Here is an 18,598-nt window from a genome sequence, read left to right as displayed (position 1 = left end):
CAACAACAGACGCTTGCTGGAACCCATCGGTAACATCCCGCCAGCAGAGGCCGAGGCAAACTTCTATGCCGCTCTGGAAAGATCAGACATGGCCGCGTAACTAAGACAAATCAGCCTCCGGAAAACCCGGCGCGGTTCAATGCGGTACATTTCGAGAAAAGCGATCAGGACATCGTTGTCGATGGTAAGCGCCGACGGGACAATGGCGCTGGTGTTCGGGCACTTTTACATGCTGCATTCAAGGTCGGTGTCCTCGTATACTGCGTCGAGAAGGGTCGGCCTCATCCTGGGTTTGTCATATTGGATTCGCCGCTTTTTGCCTATCGTCCCGCAGAAGAGGGCCGTTTTGAAGATCTCACCGACGATGAGTTGGAATTGCGCAAGGCCGATGTGGCGACGCACTTCTACCGTTATCTGCAGGGGATGGCGAACGTGGCACAGTTCATTGTGATCGAAAACCACAAGTCTGATCAGGATGTCGTCACGCCGTACACGAATTATCAGTTCACCAAGAACCCGAACATCGGCCGTGCTGGACTGTTTGGTTAGAGTGCCGCGGCGTGATCTGGACCCGTTTTCCCGACCCCGCTCGTTTTTGTTGAGTTGGTGTTGAGTCGGGGCGTAGGTATTAGAGTACCCCACCTATTGGCGGGGCGTAAGTCTTTAATACTACTGCAAGATTTTGGTTGCGGGGACAGGATTTGAACCTGTGACCTTCAGGTTATGAGCCAAAACCAATTGATTTAGAATGATTCTTTAATTTCAATCGCTTACCGTGCAAGCCTTTGGTTTTGCGGATTTTTACTTCCTGCATCCGACGACTTTCACAGGCTTTGACCGGCTTTCATGGGGGACAAGCAGCGTTCGCAGGTTGATGTGACGTTGATGTAGTTCCCGCTGAAGGTCCCTCTGACTGTAATCGCATGGAAGCGCCAATCCAGCAACGCGATCCAAACGCTGATACGGCCCATACTTGCTTTTCGACCACGCTAGCCTGGTGCGGTGCAGCCTCACCGAAGCAATCGTCCGAAGACTAGGAAAGGGATCGGTACTGCGTGCGGAACTCGGCCCGCACCACTTCGCGTGATTGCGCGAATTACGCCGGAATGGGTCACCAACAACGGCCTTTGCCCTTCTATTTTTTGAAGGGCATTATTGATCCGATCCATGAAAGCCAACTTGCTCTCGCCATTTTCGGGGTCGCCGTTTCTATCTCGCTCATTTCGCGGGCGCCCCTCGAATACGCCCCAGTTTCGTTCGGCAAGTTCCGGCACCAAGATAACATCAAGTCCGAGATGGGCCCCGACGATCTGAGCCGTTTCACGACTGCGTGCCAAGGGACTAGAATAAATCGCATCCAGACCGGTCCCTCCTAGGGAGCATGCGGCTTGCAGTGCCTCTTGGCGACCTCTTTCATTTAGAGGGATATCTTGTTGCCCGATGATGATGCCATCTCGATTCCACATGGTTTGCCCATGACGCAGCAGAATGATTCTCAAAACAATAACGCCAACGTACGTTGAGCACCATGCCTCAAAGCAGTAGTGCCTCCACAAGCGGGCTATCATCTGCTTTTGAGCCTAGAAGCTTTAGCAGCTCGACTTTGAAGTCACGCGCCACACCGGACAACATGGAATATTCCTCCGTCGACATTCCTTCTTCACCGGGCAGTTCTAGTTTTTCCCGGATACTGTCGTCGTCAATGGCATGCAGGAAAGTAGCGTAGCAGGCGCGAGCGGAAGCCATTCGATCAACACCGTAAACTTCGTCAAGCCGTCGCAGTGGTGGGAGCGCGAGCCTGTCGATTAGCATTTTTCGCTTGGCTTCGGCACTTATACCGACAGTCTCTCTTGCCGCCGCGATACCCGCGACGTACAGTAGCATGCGGGACAGACGCAATTTGATGAGGCGAATCGCACGCGCCTTAGCGGCGTCCGCCGTCTTGTGTTCGAAGTCGACACAAATGGTCCGCCAGTAACGGATCACGTCGGTGAGAAAAAAACGCGTGATCTTCTGATCCTCCAGATCCTCTGGAACATATCGTGCGATCAGGTCTTCCCTGAGACGATCGAAGCCGTCCTTGTTCGCGATCCACTCGCCCTCGAGGAGATACAGCATCCTTCGCGTTATATACGTGTTCGTATCATCCTCGCCGCCGATCGTGGATGCAAGGGATGTCGTGCGCAGAGGATCCTCGAACACACCGCCGTGAGCGGGCATCTTGATCCCTTTCTCGACAAGTCTTGCACGATAGGCGGCCTGTGCTTCCTTAGCCACCGCCATGTCTCCACTGCGCGTGAGAACGAACAGGTCGACGTCCGACCCGCTGGTCGCCTCCCTGCGCGCCACGCTACCATTCACGCCAACAATCAGGTCTGGATCGCCGCGGAACTCCTCCTCGGCCACAGACCTTAGCTCGAAGAGGATTTTCTCGGATCTGTCATTTGCACCTTTAAGCACAGACTGCACATCCGCGCTTTCGGTCAATTTCTCAATTGTCATAGCGCCTCGATTAATTCACCAAACGACAATCGCCGTGTCGATTTGCTCTGTTTGTAGCGTTCATGGATCAGATGGGGCTTACTTGAAATCCGTTCAGTTAACACCGTGAATACCCGGTATCTGACGACAATTTCCTCCATCATCCAGTCAGCCGGGAGTCGGTCCTTCAAGGAAGTGCCACCATTCGCAATTTTACCTAGATAGTCAAAGAGCCGCGGGTGCTTCTTTCGGAGCGTTGCTTCGCTGCGCTCGAAGTCGGCGGCGTCAAAGTCATCGATATTGGCCCGCATGTAGACTTGTGCGGCAGCGTCAAGGAGATGCCCCCGCACGCCTCCAATCAGAAGAGAGTAAACTTCCTGCTTGAGCGCCCAGAATGCGTCAAATTCGGGCAAAGGCGCACGACCGAAACGAGCCCAATCGCGCACGGCCCGCAGCATGGCGCGGGGAGCTGTACGCGGATGCATAAAAGCCCGGCATCTCGAAATACCGTCAAGCGTGTCGAAGTTGATCGGGCCTGCGAAAAGAAAGGCGTCGGGCCCGCCGTGATGCCCATCAATCATGGCGAGGACTTCATCGGGATCGAGACGAGCGGCGCGCAAGGCCTCGCGGACATCGCGCCCCAGCCGGGTCTCGCCGCGCACGATTCTGCGGGTCGCTGAATGATGATCGACACCAAAGGCCTCGACGAAGACTGGCTCAAGCGTGTGCGAGAGCGGCCCATGTCCGACGTCATGCAGGAGCGCGGCTGCGAGTAGCAAGCGACGACGGTCGTCGGGGAGGCCCGCCTCGGACGCATAAGTGTCAGCGAGACGGGCTACGCCAATCGTGTGCTCTAATCGATTGTGGCGCCGACGATGTGGTGATCGGCCAGAACCGTGCCGGATTAGGTCGATCGCACCGAGGAAGCCGATTTTTGAAAGCCTGCGCAGAGGGGCTGTCGACAGAAGCTCATTCACAAAGGGGTCATCGAACGTAATTACATCATCGGATCGGAATGTCGCTTCGGCAGCAGCGAGGGGCATGAGTTCGGGCGCGATCAGCGTTGCCAATTCGCTCTCCTGTCCTTTCATCACGTCCAGCATCCGACTCTCCTTGCTAAGGAAGTATTTAGTTCAAGCCGACTCCATATGCGAGAGGTGTTTGCCGCTACCGGTGGCCTTAACTCCCCTCATCTCGCCGCGCCGAGCCCGAACGGCCGCTTTCTCGATCACGCTGCGGTCGCCATGCCGCGCCGGCGTCAGGAGGCTTGCCGCCCCAAGCCGCCCTTCGCTTCTGACAATCAGTTGCGATCTTGGGCTTTGCGACGCTCCCGCCAGGAAGGCTCAGCCTGCGATAGAGTCGCGCTGCAACCTTCAAGCTATCGAGTGGAACCCAGATACCTGCGGGCGGCCAGGCCGAATACCCCTGCGTGTTCATTTCCTCTCGGCTCCTCTCGGCGACTATCAACTAAACCATTGCGTGTATCATGACGCTGATGCAACACGCGCAAGCCGGACGACCTGGCGCAAGATCACCACTGGATTCCCCCGACCGCCCTGAAGAAACAGGATCGGAACTGGGGCACAAGGAATGGACTATCATGAAGCTGCCACCACGCGAATATTACACCGTCCACGAAGCCGCGGCCCGCTGGGGTTGCACCATTGCCGACATCGCCGGCTGGTCGGCGAAGGAGCGGTTCGACATCGTCACCGGCATTCCTCCCACAGTCTGCGGCGATGAGACCGTTGCCGGCGAGGTCGCTGTGGCGGCCTTCGACATGCTGCCGATGTTCCGTCGATATGGCATCGGTCCACAGTCTGCCCATGTCCGGCGTGTTCGCCCCGTCGGCACATCCGAATGGCTCTTTGTCACCGATCCGGCCGCCGGTGTCGAGGTCTCCATCGCCGATCTGCTCATCACCGGCGAACAGATCCGCAGGTTCGAGGATGACCATGATCTGATGCGCCGCATCGCGGGTGGCACGGGTTCGATCTCGCCCTACGATTGGGACGGCATGATGAACGCGCTGATCGTGCGCATCCATGAACACGGCCTGCCCGCCTCACAGGCCGAGCTGATCCGCGACATGCAGGACTGGTTTGCCGAACAAACGGAGGGTGACGATTTCCCCGATGAACGCTCGATCCGGCGGCGCGTCAATGCCGTGTGGAAGACGCTGACGCAGCTGCAGAAGGCCGGCTGAACCTCAGGCCGTCTTCCGTTCCCCGTCGCGGTCATGGACCAGCACGGGTCTCGGCCGCAGCATGCTGGCCACGGCATCGACGCCGGCGCGCAGCGGCCCCTCCATCAGATGCGCGTAACGCTGGGTGGTCTGCATCTGGCTGTGGCCCAGAAGCTTGCCGATCATCTCGAGCGACGCGCCGCCGCTGACCAGCAGCGAGGCGAAGGTATGGCGCAGATCGTGGATCCGCACATCGCCGATCTGCACCTGCCGCTGGATGCCCAGCCAGAAGCGGCGGATTTCCTTCACCGGCTCCCCCGGCACATCACCTGGAAACAGCCATGGGCTGCCCTTCGGCACCAGCAGCCGGCGCTGACGCACGATCGCCGCCACATCCTCTGAAATCGGCACCCGGTGCACCTTGCGCTGTTTCGTGGTCGAGGCGGGCTTGGACCACAGGCAGTAATCCAGATCGAACTGCTCGAAGCGCGCCTGCCGCACCTCGCCGACCCGCGCCCCGGTCAGCATGCAGAGCCGGATGATCCCGGCGGCGCGCTGGTCCTCGGCCGCGTCCAGCGCCTTGGCGAGGCGGTCTATCTCGTCCTTGGACAGGAAGCGTTCGCGCGGGTTCTCGATCCGGCGATAGAAGCCATTGGCCGGGTTGTCGTCACGCCAGCCCCATTCGATGGCAAGGTTGAACATCTTGCGCAGGATTTCCCCGACGCGGTTGGCGCGCACCGGCGTGGGCTTCGCCCCTTGCAGCTTGCGGGCGCGGTTGTTGGGCTTCAGCTTGTGCGGCCGGGCGCGGCCCTCGGCGATCTTCGCCAGCAGCTTTTCGACATCGGCCTTGGTGATCTCGACCACCAGCTTGCGACCCCAATGCGGGGCGATCAGCTTCGGCAGCATGGATTTCTGATCGGCGGCATTGCGGGGCGCCAGCCGCACCACATGCTCGGCAATGTAGCGTTCAATCAGATCGGAGATGCGGGGCGCTTCGCGGCTCAGGTCGCGATCACCCAGCGGATCGCCACCAGCATCGACGATGCGGCGCAGCTCCTTGGCGCGATCACGGGCCGCGGTCACCGACCATTCCGGCCAGCGGGCGAAGGTCATGCGGCGCTGGCGCCCGGCGTGGCGATAGTCGAAGGTGAAGGCACGGCCGCCGCCGCGATAGATGCAAGTCGCGAAACCGCGGATGTCGGCGTCGAAGATCTGGTAATCGCGTCCCTCGCGCGGCACCGCATCGCGCAGGATCTTCTCGGTCAGGCGAACCCGGGTAATTGCCATCGCATGCCTCCTTGCAGTCAGTCCATGAGGCGTCGATTCGCCGCGATCGCAAGGCAATCATGCCGCCCGGGGTGGCGGACAGGCAGCCACCGGCAATGACCGGCAGTGAGCCGGCGAAAGCACTGCCACCCCTTGTTTCATGGGGAATCCTGCATTCCGCAGCGACCGCCTGGCAGCGCCACAGAACCCCGCTTGCCACGCCGTGCCGGCCTGAATGTCGGCGAATCCGGGCGAAAGCTGCCGGGCGGGAGAAATCCGCCATGAAATCAAGCCCCGGCAGGGTTCCGGCAAAGCCACTGCCGGTCATTGCCACCCTGCCACCCCTGCCGCCCTTGACATTCCGGAAACCGCCGCGCCGGGGCTGATTTGAGCGGTCCAGGGGGCCGAAATGCATCCCCTGCCCCGCCTCCGGATCGGATTCGTCGATTTCCGAGGTTTGCAAGGTTTGCAAATCATGCTGCGCCGCAGCATGGCCTTGGACTGAAATCGCAAAAACCCGGCAAAACATGGGGTGGCATGGGGGTGGCAAAGCCATTGCCGGTGACTGCCGGTCACTGCCTCCCTGCCACCCCAAGCGCTCTGCTCCTGCTGCTCCCCGTCAACCGCCCGCATCGGGCGACATTCGGAGAAACAGCAGATGACATGCACCGACACCGCGCCGCGAACCGCGCAGAGGATGCCACCGGACTCGATCCTCACCGGCTGGGTCAGCCGCGGCGATCTCGCCCGCGAGCTGGGCCTGACCGAGGATACCCTGCGCCGCTGGGAAGACCGCCGGGTCGGGCCGACCTGCGTCCGCGCCGGGCGCAAGGTCCTCTATCGGCGCTCTGCCATCGAGGACTGGCTGGGGGCGCAGGAACAGCCACGACAACCTCATCGGAGGGCGCGGCGATGACACCCTCCCTGCCCGATATCCCCGTCAATCCCGAGAGCGATGCCGTCTGGCTGGCCGACCGTGTAGCCGAGGCGCGCGCGGTGATCGCCGATGTTGCGCATCACAGCGACCACCTCATCCGGCTCGCCTGCAAGGTGCTGGCACAGCATGGCCAGGGCGAAGAGGAACGCGAGGACGCACGCCGGCTGCTCCTGATCCTCGACGCCCGCCGCCCGTTGCGTGCCCGGCGGGCTGATGACGATCAGGAGGTGCGGCGATGAACCGGCCGATGAAGCGGCGCGGCACCCCCGAGGCCGATCTGCAACGTGCGGTGGTGCAGGCGCTGCGCTTTGCCCTGCCCCGCAGCGCCATCATCCACCATTGCGCGAACGAGGTGACCGAGCCGGGGCCGCGCGGCGCAAAGCGTCAGGCGATCCTGGTCGGCATGGGTGTCCATCGCGGCTTCGCCGATCTGATGGTGATTTCTGGCGGCCGCGTGCTGTTTCTCGAGCTGAAGGCGCCCAAGGGCCGGTTGCGCCCCGATCAGGAGGCGTGTCGCGATGCGGTGCTGGCGCAGGGCTTCGGCTGGGCGCTGGTGCGCTCGCTCGACGACGCGCTGGGCGCACTGGCGGCGCATGGTTTTGCCACGCGGATTGCCCGCCCGGACGGGAGGGTCACGCCATGAGCCATCACGCGACCAACTGGGCGATCCAGCAGCGCGGGCTGAAGCCCGCCACCAAGATCGTGCTCTGGCATCTCTGCGACCGCCACAACCCGGATTTCGGCTGCTTCCCGACACAGGCCCGTCTTGCTGAGGACGCGGAAATGTCGGTCTCGGCACTGAACGAACACCTCGCCAGGCTCGAGGAATTGCGGCTGATCCACCGCCTGCGCAGCCATGATCCCCGCACCCACAAGCGGCAGGCGACACGCTATATCCTGGGGTTCGAAGACGGGTTTCCACAAGAACCACCTCCGGAATCCGGAGATAGCGAAACCGGAACGCAGCCGGAACATGACGGTGATCCAACTCCGGAATCCGGACATGGAGCCATCTCCGGATTATCGGCAGAGCCATCTCCGGATTTTGCCCAAAGCCATCTCCGGAATCCGGAGACTAACCTTGTAAGAGAACCTTTAAGAGAACCAGTAAAGGAGGAGGAGGAGGACGCGCGGGCGCGCGAGGTCGATTTCGATCGGTTTTTCGAGGAGCTGCTTTCGGCGCTGGGCTTTGATGCCGATGCCGCCCTGCCGGCCTGGTGGCAGGGCTGGCCGGCGCGTGCGCATGTGCGCCGCTGGCGTGACGATCTCGGCCTGACCGAGGATCTGATCATCGAGACCGCCGCCACGACACGGCGCGATCACCCCAATCCACCCGACGGGCCCAAGGCACTCGACCGCGCCATGGAGCGTGCCGCCCAGCGCGATGCGCAGGCGGCGGCAGATGCCGGCGGCCGGAAACCCGCCCGGAAACGCAAGTCCGACCCCGGCCCGCTGCCCAGCGAGGACGAGCGGGCCGGCTTCTACGCCCGGATCGTCAACGCGGACGGCTTCCTGCCGTCCAGCATGATCAGCAATTCCATCCGCGAGGCCATGCTGGCCCGTGGGCTGGTCACGGAAGAACGCCTGCGCCAGCGGGGGGTCCTGTGAATGGGCTGGTGTCACGTCCCCGGCACGGACTCAGCCTCTGCGCAGGCGGCGGAGGCCTTGATCTGGGCCTCATGCTCGCCGAACCCGGTTATCACAGCCGCGCCTTCGTCGAATGGGGGGACTGGCCCCGATCCGTGCTCATCGCGGCCCAGCGCGCGGGGTATTTCGCCCCGGCGCCGATCTGGGACGATCTGCGCAGCTTCGACGCCCGTCCCTTCCGCGGCGCGTTCGACACGGTGCTGGCCGGATACCCCTGCCAACCCTTCAGCGCCGCCGGCAAGCGCATCGGTGCAGACGACCCCCGGCACCTCTGGCCCGAAGTCGCCCGCGTCATCGGCGAATGCCGCCCCGAATGGGTTTTCCTCGAAAACGTCGCCGGTCACGTCACCCTCGGGCTTGAAACCGTGCTGCGAGAGCTTTGGGGCATGGGCTACACGCCTGCGGCGGGCCTATTCAGCGCGGCAGAGGTCGGTGCGCCGCATCAGCGGCAGCGGATCTTCATCCTGGCCCACACCGATGAGCCTGCATCCCGGCACCAATCACTACAACCCGGCCGGGAACAGCGATTTCACCCGCAAGGCGGAGGCACTGGCGCTGGGCATCACCAACTGGTCGACGCCGAACCAGTGGCCGACCCCGGCGGCGCAGAACTGGAAGGGCTCCAGCGCGGACAGCGTGACGCGCATGGACGGCAAGTCCCGGATGGACCTGCTGCATTACCGGGCGGAACAGGGCTTCACCCGCCCGGACCCGGCGATCTGGCCGGATGGGCGGCGGTGCTTTCGGCACGCCCCAATCTCGCGCCCGCTCTGGGCTTCAATGATTGCCTCGCATGGGCGCGTCGTCTCGCGGCGGATCCTGAAGGGCCGGTCGCGGCGGCGGCTGAACCCGCTCTTCGTCGGGTGGCTGATGGGCTGGCCCATCGGGCACGCGCTCTGCGCCTGCTCGGCAACGGAGTTCACCCTCTGGCAGCAGCACATGCGTGGCGCGCTCTCGCAGCTGCCCATGGCCTCGGGCCCGTGGATCTGGCGGCCAACGGATGCGGCCCGGCGCCCGGCGCAGATGGATTTCCTTGAAGGATTGCAGCTATGAGTTTTCAGGGACGGGTCGGCCGCGCGGGCAGCGGCAGGAAGAAACGCGCGCTGGGCGTGCAGGCAGCGCTGGAATGGGCGTTCCGGGTCGAGAAGGCACAGCTGGAATTGCCACTGCCCCAGGACGTGACTGAGGAGGGTTTCGGTTTCGGCCTCGAATACGTCCTGATCCAGCGCGCCATCCTCGGCTGCAGGATCGACGGCGGCCAGCACAAGATCGGCGGCTACACCCACGAGGATGCCGAGGTGATCGCCGCCTGCGTCGCCGGGATGCCTGACAGTCTGGGCGGCAAGCGCATGGCGATCCGGGTGGCGGAACTGGCGCGCGCCGGCCTCACCCCCGACTGGATGCCCGGCGCCGTGCCACGCTGCGTGCCGGTCGAGGTGAAGCGCAACCAGCATGGCGAGCGGGCCAGCACCATGGTGGTTGGCACCGTGCGCATCCTGACCCGCGGCAAGTGGCGCACGGTCGAGGTGCTGGCCTGCCCCGTTACTTTCTCACCGCACCCGCGTCAGATCGAGGCCGCCCGCCGCGCCTATGACGACTGGTGGCAGGCGCTGGGCTGGATCCGCGACGGGCTGATCGCGGGCAGAATGCTGCGCGAGGTCGAGGTGACGGCGGCGATGCCGAGGGCGCGGCCTTGGGATCAGCGACCTTCCCGCCAGGGTTAGCGGCTGGATTTCGCCGATCAGCTGCAATACGGTTCTGAAAAGACTTTCCGAGGGACAGATATTTCAATGGCATCGAACGACAACGGCTCTGACCTCGGCATTGAATCCAGCCTGTTCAAGACCGCCGACAAGCTGCGCGGCAATATGGAGCCCAGCGATTACAAGCACGTCGCCCTTGGCCTGATCTTTCTCAAGCACATCTCGGACGGGTTCGAGGCCAAGCACGCCGAACTTCTGACCGAATACCCCGAAGGCGCCGAGGATCCCGACGAATACCTGGCCGAAAACATCTTCTGGGTGCCCCCTGATGCCCGCTGGTCGCATCTTCAGGCCAATGCAAAACAACCCAACATCGGCAAGCTGATCGACGAGGCGATGATCTCCATCGAAAAGCTCAACCCCAGCCTCAAGGGCGTCCTGCCCAAGGATTACGGCCGCCCCGCGCTCAGCGCCGTCATGCTGGGCGAGTTGATCGACCTGATCTCGGGCATCGCGCTCGGGCAGGGCAAGGACCGCGCCCGCGACCTGCTGGGCCGGGTCTATGAATACTTCCTCGGCCAGTTCGCCGGCAGCGAGGGCAAGCGCGGCGGCGAATTCTATACCCCGCGCAGCGTCGTGCGCACCATGGTCGAGATGCTGGAACCCTATCGGGGCCGCGTCTACGACCCCTGCTGCGGTTCGGGAGGCATGTTCGTGCAGTCCGAAAAGTTCGTCGAGGCTCACGGCGGCCGTCTGGGCGATATCGCCATCTACGGGCAGGAAAGCAACTATACCACCTGGCGGCTGTGCAAGATGAACCTTGCCGTGCGCGGCATCGACGCCGATATCCGCTGGAACAGCGAGGGCAGCTTTCACAAGGACGAACTGCCCGACCTGCGCGCCGATGTGATCCTGGCGAACCCGCCCTTCAACATCTCGGACTGGGGCGGCGAGCGGCTGCGCGAGGATGCGCGCTGGAAATACGGCATTCCGCCGGCGGGCAACGCCAACTTCGCCTGGCTGCAACATATCCTGCACCACCTGTCGCCCACCGGCACGGCGGGGGTGGTGCTGGCCAATGGCTCGATGTCCTCCAACCAGTCGGGTGAGGGCGAGATCAGGAAGGCCATGATCGAGGGCCCCAATGGAAACGATGGCGTGGTGGATTGCATGATCGCCCTGCCGGGGCAGCTGTTCTACTCCACCCAGATCCCGGCCTGCCTGTGGTTTCTGGCGCGGGACAAGTCGAACGGCATCGCGCGGGACAAGACCCTGCGCGACCGGCGCGGCGAGGTGCTGTTCATCGACGCCCGCAAGCTGGGCTTCATGGTGGACCGCACCCGGCGCGAGTTTTCCGATGCCGACATCGCCCGCATTGCCGATACCTACCACGCCTGGCGGCTGGGCGAGGATTACGAGGACGTGCCGGGTTTCTGCAAATCCGCCGGCATCGAGGAAATCCGCGCCCACGGCCACGTCCTGACCCCGGGCCGCTATGTCGGCGCCGAGGCGGCAGAGGAGGACGAGACGCCCTTTGCCGAGCGGTTCAGCGCCTTGCAGGAGCAATTGGAAGCTCAGTTCGCCGAGGCCGAGGAGCTGACGGCGACCATCCGTGCGCGGCTGGCGGGAGTAGGCGTGTGAGGGAGGGGTGGCAGCTTGCGACACTTGACCAGTTGGGCAAGATTGTAACTGGGAAAACTCCGGCCACCTCTGAGCCGGAGAACTACGGAGGAAGCATTCCTTTCGTTTCGCCAAGCGACATGCAGGGGCAGCGGATCATCGATGAAGTGGCGCGCTATCTTTCCGACGCTGGCGCATCCAAAGTAAAAAACTCGATCATTCCTGCGCGGGCCGTGATGGTCTCATGCATCGGTTCTGACATGGGGAAGGCTGCAATAGCAGCGCACCGGTGCGTGACCAACCAACAGATCAACAGCATAATAGCAAGCAGCGACAATGACCCCTTGTTCATCTACTACAATCTTAGCGCCCGGAAGGACGAAATCCGAGGCTCAGCAAGTGGTTCCGCCCAGCCGATCCTAAACAAGTCGGCATTTGGGCGGATGAAGATTGATCTCCCTCCTCTCCCCGAACAACGTGCCATTGCCGCCACCCTCGGGGCGTTGGATGACAAGATCGAGTTGAACCGGAGGATGAACGCCACGCTCGAATCCATGGCGCGGGCGCTGTTTCGCGACTGGTTCGTGGATTTCGGCCCCACCCGCGCCAAGGCGGCAGGACTCGCGCCTTACCTCTCGCCCGATCTCTGGTCCCTCTTCCCCGACCGGCTGGACGCGGACGGCAAGCCCGAGGGGTGGGAGGCCGGAACGCTTGGCGACGTCGCGACACTCAACCCAGAAAGCTGGTCGGCCAAGCGGGCACCTGCCTTGGTCCGGTATGTTGATCTTGCCAACACCAAATGGGGCAGTATCGACAAGATCGAGGAATACGACTGGGCCGACGCCCCAAGCCGCGCCCGGCGTATCCTGCGGCCCGGCGACACCATCGTTGGCACGGTGCGCCCCGGCAATGGCTCGTTCACGCATGTTGGCGAGGACGGGTTAACCGGCAGCACCGGCTTTGCCGTGATGCGCCCGAACAATCCGCGCGACCGGGGTTTTGTCTGGTGTGCGGCAACCTCGCCGGAAAACATCGAACGACTGGCTCATCTGGCCGATGGCGGCGCGTATCCCGCCGTGCGCCCGGATGCTGTCGCCGCGACTGAAACCGTCATTCCTGACGGCCCCATTCTTGGGGCGTTCGATAAGATCGCGAGCGCGCATTTGGACATGATCGAGGCGAGCAAACGCGAATCCCGCACCCTCGCCCGGACCCGCGACCTGCTCTTGCCGCGGCTGATGTCGGGGGAATTGCGGCTGGCCGAGGCGGAACAGATCGCAAGCGAGGTGGCGTGATGGCGGTTGCCTATCATCAGGGGCAGTTCCCGCCCGGCGCGCTCGACTGGCCGCAGCTTCTGCCGCTGATCGGTCCGGCCAATGCCGCCGTCGCGCGATACGAGGGCGTGCTGCACGGCATCCCCAACCCGAATGTGCTGCTCTCGCCGCTGACCACGCAGGAAGCCGTGCTGTCCAGCCGGATCGAGGGCACCCAGGCCACCATCGGCGAGGTGCTGGAATATGAGGCCGAGGGCGAACCGGGGGACGAAAGCACGCCGAAAAAGGCCGATATCCACGAGGTGCTGAACTATCGCGCCGCGCTGGCAGAGGCCTCGCGCCTGCTGGAGGAATTGCCGCTGTCGCAGCGCCTGATCCGGTTGACCCATGCGCGGCTGATGCAGGGCGTGCGCGGCAAGGGCAAGGCACCGGGCGAGTATCGCCGCATCCCGAACTGGATCGGCCCCGAGGGCAGCCCCATCGAACAGGCGCGTTTTGTCCCCTGCCCGGCCGATGCGCTGCCCGCCGCGATGGACACCTGGGAACGCTATATCCACGACCCGGCCCCCGATGCGCTGATCCAGCTTGCCGTGCTGCATGCCGAGTTCGAGGCGATCCACCCGTTTCTGGACGGCAACGGGCGGCTGGGGCGGCTGATCGTCCCGCTGTTCCTGAAATCCAAGGGCCTGCTGACGGCGCCGAATTTCTATCTGTCGGAATATCTCGAAAGCCACCGCGACGAATATTACGACCGCCTGCTGGCGGTGTCGCGGGATGGCGACTGGACCGGCTGGTGCGGCTTCTTCCTGCGCGCGATCATCGAGCAGGCGAGCACCAACCAGGCCAAGGCGCAGGCGATCCACGCGCTTTACACCGCGCGCAAGGACTGGATGGTCGAGGCCACCCGGTCGCAATACGGGGTGCGGGCACTGGACTGGTTCTTCAGCCGCCCGATCTTCGTGGCGTCCGACTTCGTGGCGCAGGCCGATATTCCCGGCCCGACCGCCCGGCGCATCCTGCAACTGGTGCGCGACAACGGTCTTTTGCGCGAGATCAGGCCGGCAAGTGGCCGGCGGCCTGCCGTGCTGGCCTTCCCCGAGCTGCTGAACATCTGCGAGGGGCGGGACGCGTTTTGACGATCACTTATGCGCATCAAACCGGGTTGTGTGTCACTATCGGCGCGAAAGTGATAGGCAACCGCCTTTGTGTCGCAGAAGTGAGCGACAAACCGAGGGGGCGCCGATGCTGACCGAGGCCGAAGTTGAAACCGTCCTGCTCGATCAGTTGCGGGCGCTGGGCTATGCCTGCCTCAACGATGCCGTTTCCGGCCCCGATGGCCCTGCGCCGGAACGCGAGGCCTATTCCGACACGATCCTTGCCAGCCGGCTGCGCGCCGCCATCGCCCGGCTGAACCCGCAGATCCCCGAGGACGCCCGCGAGGATGCGCTGCGCCGGCTGATCTCGACCGGCCACCCCTCGCTGATCGAGGAAAACCGCCGGCTGCACCGCGCCATGGTCGAGGGCATGCCGGTGGAATACCGCGCCGAGGATGGCACGATCCGCGGTGATGCCGTGCGGCTGGTGGATGCGGGGGACCAGCAGAACGACTGGCTGGCGATCACCCAGTTCACGGTGACCGAGAATGGCCACAACCGCCGCCCGGACGTGGTGGTGTTCCTCAACGGTCTGCCGGTGGCGGTGATCGAGGTGAAGAAGCCCGGGGCCGAGGCCGCGACGCTCAGCGCGGCCTTCAACCAGTTGCAGACCTACAAGGCGCAGATCCCGTCGCTGTTCCGCACCAATGCAGTGCTGGTGACGACAGACGGTATCGCGGCGCGCATCGGTTCGCTGAGCGCCGATCAGGAACGCTTCATGCCATGGCGCACCACCGACGGCGCGGATGTCGCCCCGAAGGGCGCGCCCGAGATGTCGGTGCTGATCGAAGGCGTGTTCGAACGCTCGCGCCTGCTGTCGCTGATGCGCGATTTCACCGTCTTTGGTGATACCGGCGGCGGTATCGCCAAGATCATCGCCGGCTATCACCAGTTCCACGCCGTGCGGCGAGCAGTGGCCAGCACAGTTGAGGCCAGCCGGGCGCAGGGCGACCGCAAGGCCGGGGTGATCTGGCACACGCAGGGCTCGGGCAAAAGCCTGCTGATGGCTTTCTATGCCGGGCAGCTGGTGCGCGAACAGGCAATGGAAAACCCGACCATCGTCGTCATCACTGATCGCAACGATCTGGACGACCAGCTGTTCGCCACCTTCTCGATGTGCCGCGACCTGATCCGCCAGACGCCCGTGCAGGCGGAGAGTCGCGAGGATCTGATGGCGGCGCTGTCGCGGGCCTCGGGCGGGGTGATCTTTACCACCATCCAGAAATTCGCCCCCGAAAAGGGCGCAGCCTATCCGCTGCTGACCGATCGCCGTAATGTGGTGGTCATCGCCGATGAGGCGCATCGCAGCCAATATGGTTTCAAGGCCCGCATCGAGAAGACCGGCGAGATCGCCTATGGCTTCGCCAAGCACCTGCGCGATGCCTTACCCAACGCCTCCTTCATCGGCTTCACCGGCACGCCGATCGAGGCGGACGATGTGAACACACCGGCGGTTTTTGGCCATTACATCGACGTCTACGACATCAGCCGCGCGGTCGAGGACGGGGCCACAGTGCCGATCTACTACGAATCCCGTCTGGCACGGATCGAACTGCCCGAGGCGGAAAAGCCGAAAGTGGATGCCGAGATCGAGGAGCTGACCGAGGGCGAGGCCGTCAGCGAGCAGGAGCGGCTGAAGCGCAAATGGTCCACGGTCGAGGCGTTGGTGGGATCCGAGAAGCGGCTGCGCATGGTGGCCGAGGATCTGGTCGCCCATTTCGAAGCCCGTGTGCAGGCGATGGACGGCAAGGCGATGGTGGTCTGCATGAGCCGCCGCATCTGCGTCGATCTCTATGACCGGATCGTGGCGCTGCGCCCGGACTGGCATTCCGATGATGACGCCGGGGGCGTCGTCAAGATCGTGATGACCGGTTCGGCCGCCGACCCCGAGGCCTGGCAGCCCCATATCGGCGGCAAGGCAAGGCGCGACCTGCTGGCCAAGCGGGCGAAGGATCCGAAAGACCCGCTCAAGCTGGTGATCGTGCGCGACATGTGGCTGACCGGCTTCGATGCGCCATCGATGCACACGATGTATATCGACAAGCCGATGCGCGGCCACGGGTTGATGCAAGCCATCGCCCGGGTAAACCGGGTATTCCGCGACAAGCCGGCCGGGCTGATCGTCGATTACATCGGCATTGCCCAGAACCTGAAGTCGGCGCTGGGCCAGTATTCCAAGTCGGACCAGGAGCAGGCCGGGATCGACGAGGCCGAAGCCGTGGCCGCGCTGCTGGAGCGGCTGGACATCGTGCGCGCGATGTTCCACGGCCTCGACTATTCCGAGGGGCTGACCGGCACGCCGCAGCAGCGCCTCGTCGCGCTGGCCGCGGCATTGGACTGGATTCTCGCCAGGCAGGACGAGGCGGCGCAGCGCGAAACCGACAAGGAGGCCAAAAAAGCCGCGCATCGACGTTATCAGGATGCGGTGCTGGCGCTGTCCAAGGCCTTCGCCCTCAGTTCGGCCAGCGATGAGGCGCGCGAGGTCCGCGACGAGGTTGGCTTCTTCCAGACCGTGCGTGCCGCCATGGTCAAGGCCGCCGATACATCCGGCCGCTCGGCCGCCGACCGCGACCTGGCGATCCGCCAGATCGTGAACGGGGCTGTCGCCTCGACCGAAATCGTCGATATCCTGTCGGCGGCCGGGTTGTCATCGCCCGACATTTCCATCCTGTCCGACGAGTTCCTGGCCGAGGTCGGGCAGATGGAGAAGAAGAACCTCGCACTTGAGGCTCTGCGCAAGCTGCTGAGTGACGAGATCAGATCGCGCAGCCGCTCAAACGTGATCGAAACCCGGAAATTCTCGGAACGGCTGGAAGAGGCCATCGCGCGCTATCACACCAACGCCATCAGCACCGTCGAGGTGCTGCAGGAACTGATCGCGCTGGCCAAGGAGGTTCGCGAGGCCCGGAACCGCGGCGAGGAAACCGGCCTGACGCCAGAGGAAATCGCCTTCTACGACGCGCTGGCCGACAACCAGAGCGCCGTCGACATCCTCGGTAATGACCAGCTGAAAATCATCGCGCATGAACTCCTGAAGGGCCTCAAGGCCAATGTCAGCATCGACTGGGCGCATCGCGACAGTGCGCGTGCGCGCCTGCGGGTGTTCGTCAAGCGGATCCTGCGGCGATTCGGCTACCCGCCGGATCTGGAGGACGCGGCCGTTCAGGGCGTTTTGGCACAGGCGGAAGCTATGCTGGCAGAGATCACGAGTTGATGGCGTTTATAATGAGATGGGAGAAAATCGGTCCTTCGGTGCAACTGCTGAAGAACTGAGAGGATTAGCTGTATGAAGTTCAAGCCGCGCAACTTTCGTGCCATTGCCGAAATGGTCATTGGGGATGCAGAGCATTTTCCTCGCCGGTCCAGCTTTTTCATCACAAAGTTTCTTTGAAGAGTGCGATCTCGATTTCGTTCACGATGGCAGCACACGCGCTGTCTGGACTTCACAGCGCCTCGAAGAGCTTTTGGAAGACCCACAGCCCGCCGCCTTTCAGCTACCAACGCGTTTTGTCGTTTTGCTGCGGACGCTGATGGATCCGCGAGAAGCGGAAGACGGCGACCTTGATCGCAGCAAAGCCTTGTCTTTGCTGAATGAGCCGCTAACCAGGGAAGGCTATGAGGCCTACTATGATGAAGAGCAGACGCTGCAGGTTCGCCACATAGGCAGCAAGACAGTGTCAACGGCGACCAACCCCCATCGCCCTTTAACCCCCAAGGAAACAGAGCGTAAGAGGCAGCTGAACGCATATCTAGACATATGCAGCGAGGATGAGTTGATCGAGGAAATCCTGCTGCCCTTGTTTAGGCAGCTTGGCTTTCACCGCGTCACGGCTGCTGGGCACGCAGACAAGGCCCTCGAATATGGCAAGGACGTCTGGATGCGCTTCGTCCTGCCCACCCAGCACGTCCTATACTTTGGCATTCAGGCAAAGAAGGGAAAGCTTGACGCTGCCGGGATGACAAAGGGATCGAATGCCAACATCGCTGAGATTTATCAGCAGGTATTGATGATGCTGGGACATGAAATATTCGATCCAGAAACGAGTAAAAAGGCCCTCGTCGACCATGCCTTTATCGTCGCTGGCGGTGTCATAACTAAGCAAGCACGCAATTGGCTTGGCGGAAAGCTCGACGCGTCCAAGCGCAGCCAGATAATGTTCATGGACCGTGAAGACATCCTGAACCTTTACGTGACCTACAACATTCCTCTGCCAGCGAACGCCCTGCCAAAGCTCAACACATTACCGGACGAGATTCCGTTCTGACCTCTCTGCACGGCATCGGTCGAGTTTGGGCTGTTGGCCCCCTTCCTCTGGTTCCTCCCCGGCGCC

17 protein-coding genes and 1 pseudogene are annotated in these 18,598 nt (G+C 62.9%); 14 read left to right on the top strand and 4 right to left on the bottom strand.

What is annotated here, in order from left to right:
* Window positions 1-300 precede the first annotated feature (300 nt).
* Window positions 301-549, top strand: a complete 249-nt coding sequence (locus AC13CR_RS04020) for a hypothetical protein (RefSeq protein WP_482900365.1) — start codon at window positions 301-303, stop codon at window positions 547-549.
* Between the two features lie 461 nt (window positions 550-1,010).
* On the opposite strand, the gene AC13CR_RS04015 is transcribed toward AC13CR_RS04020, so the two are convergent.
* From AC13CR_RS04015 to AC13CR_RS04005, 3 genes are read right to left on the bottom strand one after another with little or no spacing between them, the layout of a single operon-like run.
* Window positions 1,011-1,568, bottom strand: a complete 558-nt coding sequence (locus AC13CR_RS04015) for a histidine phosphatase family protein (protein ID WP_482900364.1) — start codon at window positions 1,566-1,568, stop codon at window positions 1,011-1,013.
* The gene (locus AC13CR_RS04010) at window positions 1,534-2,502 is read right to left on the bottom strand and encodes a nucleotidyltransferase domain-containing protein (RefSeq protein WP_482900363.1); all 969 of its coding nucleotides are present in this window, start codon (window positions 2,500-2,502) and stop codon (window positions 1,534-1,536) included. The genes AC13CR_RS04015 and AC13CR_RS04010 overlap by 35 nt, the downstream gene beginning before the upstream one ends.
* Window positions 2,499-3,584 (bottom strand): HD domain-containing protein, encoded by a 1,086-nt coding sequence (locus tag AC13CR_RS04005; protein ID WP_482900362.1) that lies wholly within the window; start codon window positions 3,582-3,584, stop codon window positions 2,499-2,501. The genes AC13CR_RS04010 and AC13CR_RS04005 overlap by 4 nt, the downstream gene beginning before the upstream one ends.
* A 497-nt stretch (window positions 3,585-4,081) precedes the next feature.
* Between AC13CR_RS04005 and AC13CR_RS04000 the strand changes: the two genes are divergently transcribed.
* Window positions 4,082-4,687, top strand: a complete 606-nt coding sequence (locus AC13CR_RS04000; protein WP_482900361.1) for a hypothetical protein — start codon at window positions 4,082-4,084, stop codon at window positions 4,685-4,687.
* 3 nt (window positions 4,688-4,690) lie between these two features.
* Here the strand turns inward: AC13CR_RS04000 and AC13CR_RS03995 are convergent, their stop codons facing one another.
* Entirely contained in the window at window positions 4,691-5,953 is a 1,263-nt protein-coding gene (locus AC13CR_RS03995) for a tyrosine-type recombinase/integrase (RefSeq protein WP_482900360.1), read from the bottom strand.
* Window positions 5,954-6,590: 637 nt separating this feature from the next.
* Here AC13CR_RS03995 and AC13CR_RS03990 point away from each other — a divergent pair.
* The 12 genes and pseudogenes from AC13CR_RS03990 (at window position 6,591) to AC13CR_RS03935 (ending at window position 18,532) form a co-directional block, all read left to right on the top strand.
* Complete coding sequence (locus AC13CR_RS03990) at window positions 6,591-6,848, top strand: helix-turn-helix transcriptional regulator (RefSeq protein ID WP_482900359.1); 258 nt, start codon at window positions 6,591-6,593, stop codon at window positions 6,846-6,848.
* Window positions 6,845-7,108, top strand: coding sequence for a hypothetical protein (locus AC13CR_RS03985; protein ID WP_482900358.1), 264 nt, complete (start codon window positions 6,845-6,847; stop codon window positions 7,106-7,108). Before AC13CR_RS03990 ends, AC13CR_RS03985 begins: the two co-directional genes overlap by 4 nt.
* A gap of 8 nt (window positions 7,109-7,116) precedes the next feature.
* A complete protein-coding gene (locus tag AC13CR_RS03980) occupies window positions 7,117-7,512 on the top strand; it encodes a VRR-NUC domain-containing protein (RefSeq protein WP_482900368.1) in 396 nt (131 codons plus the stop codon).
* A complete protein-coding gene (locus AC13CR_RS03975) occupies window positions 7,509-8,477 on the top strand; it encodes a helix-turn-helix domain-containing protein (RefSeq protein ID WP_482900357.1) in 969 nt (322 codons plus the stop codon). The genes AC13CR_RS03980 and AC13CR_RS03975 overlap by 4 nt, the downstream gene beginning before the upstream one ends.
* A gap of 71 nt (window positions 8,478-8,548) precedes the next feature.
* Window positions 8,549-8,965, top strand: a pseudogene (locus tag AC13CR_RS03970) (DNA cytosine methyltransferase); the annotation flags it as partial.
* Window positions 8,966-8,993: 28 nt separating this feature from the next.
* Window positions 8,994-9,569, top strand: a complete 576-nt coding sequence (locus AC13CR_RS03965; RefSeq protein ID WP_482900356.1) for a DNA methyltransferase — start codon at window positions 8,994-8,996, stop codon at window positions 9,567-9,569.
* Window positions 9,566-10,240: a hypothetical protein gene (locus tag AC13CR_RS03960; RefSeq protein WP_482900355.1), complete on the top strand. Its 675-nt coding sequence runs from the start codon at window positions 9,566-9,568 to the stop codon at window positions 10,238-10,240. Before AC13CR_RS03965 ends, AC13CR_RS03960 begins: the two co-directional genes overlap by 4 nt.
* A gap of 66 nt (window positions 10,241-10,306) precedes the next feature.
* Window positions 10,307-11,860: a class I SAM-dependent DNA methyltransferase gene (locus AC13CR_RS03955; RefSeq protein WP_482900354.1), complete on the top strand. Its 1,554-nt coding sequence runs from the start codon at window positions 10,307-10,309 to the stop codon at window positions 11,858-11,860.
* Window positions 11,857-13,134, top strand: coding sequence for a restriction endonuclease subunit S (locus tag AC13CR_RS03950; protein WP_482900353.1), 1,278 nt, complete (start codon window positions 11,857-11,859; stop codon window positions 13,132-13,134). Before AC13CR_RS03955 ends, AC13CR_RS03950 begins: the two co-directional genes overlap by 4 nt.
* A complete protein-coding gene (locus tag AC13CR_RS03945; protein WP_482900352.1) occupies window positions 13,134-14,249 on the top strand; it encodes a Fic family protein in 1,116 nt (371 codons plus the stop codon). The genes AC13CR_RS03950 and AC13CR_RS03945 overlap by 1 nt, the downstream gene beginning before the upstream one ends.
* Window positions 14,250-14,355: 106 nt before the next feature.
* On the top strand, window positions 14,356-17,481 hold the full coding sequence (locus tag AC13CR_RS03940; protein ID WP_482900351.1) for a type I restriction endonuclease subunit R: 3,126 nt from the start codon (window positions 14,356-14,358) through the stop codon (window positions 17,479-17,481).
* A gap of 124 nt (window positions 17,482-17,605) precedes the next feature.
* Window positions 17,606-18,532 (top strand): hypothetical protein, encoded by a 927-nt coding sequence (locus AC13CR_RS03935; protein ID WP_482900350.1) that lies wholly within the window; start codon window positions 17,606-17,608, stop codon window positions 18,530-18,532.
* The last annotated feature ends 66 nt before the right edge of the window (window positions 18,533-18,598 follow it).

This window comes from Paracoccus sp. L-17 (assembly GCF_056857655.1).
This window is presented reverse-complemented; position numbering and strand designations above follow the sequence as displayed.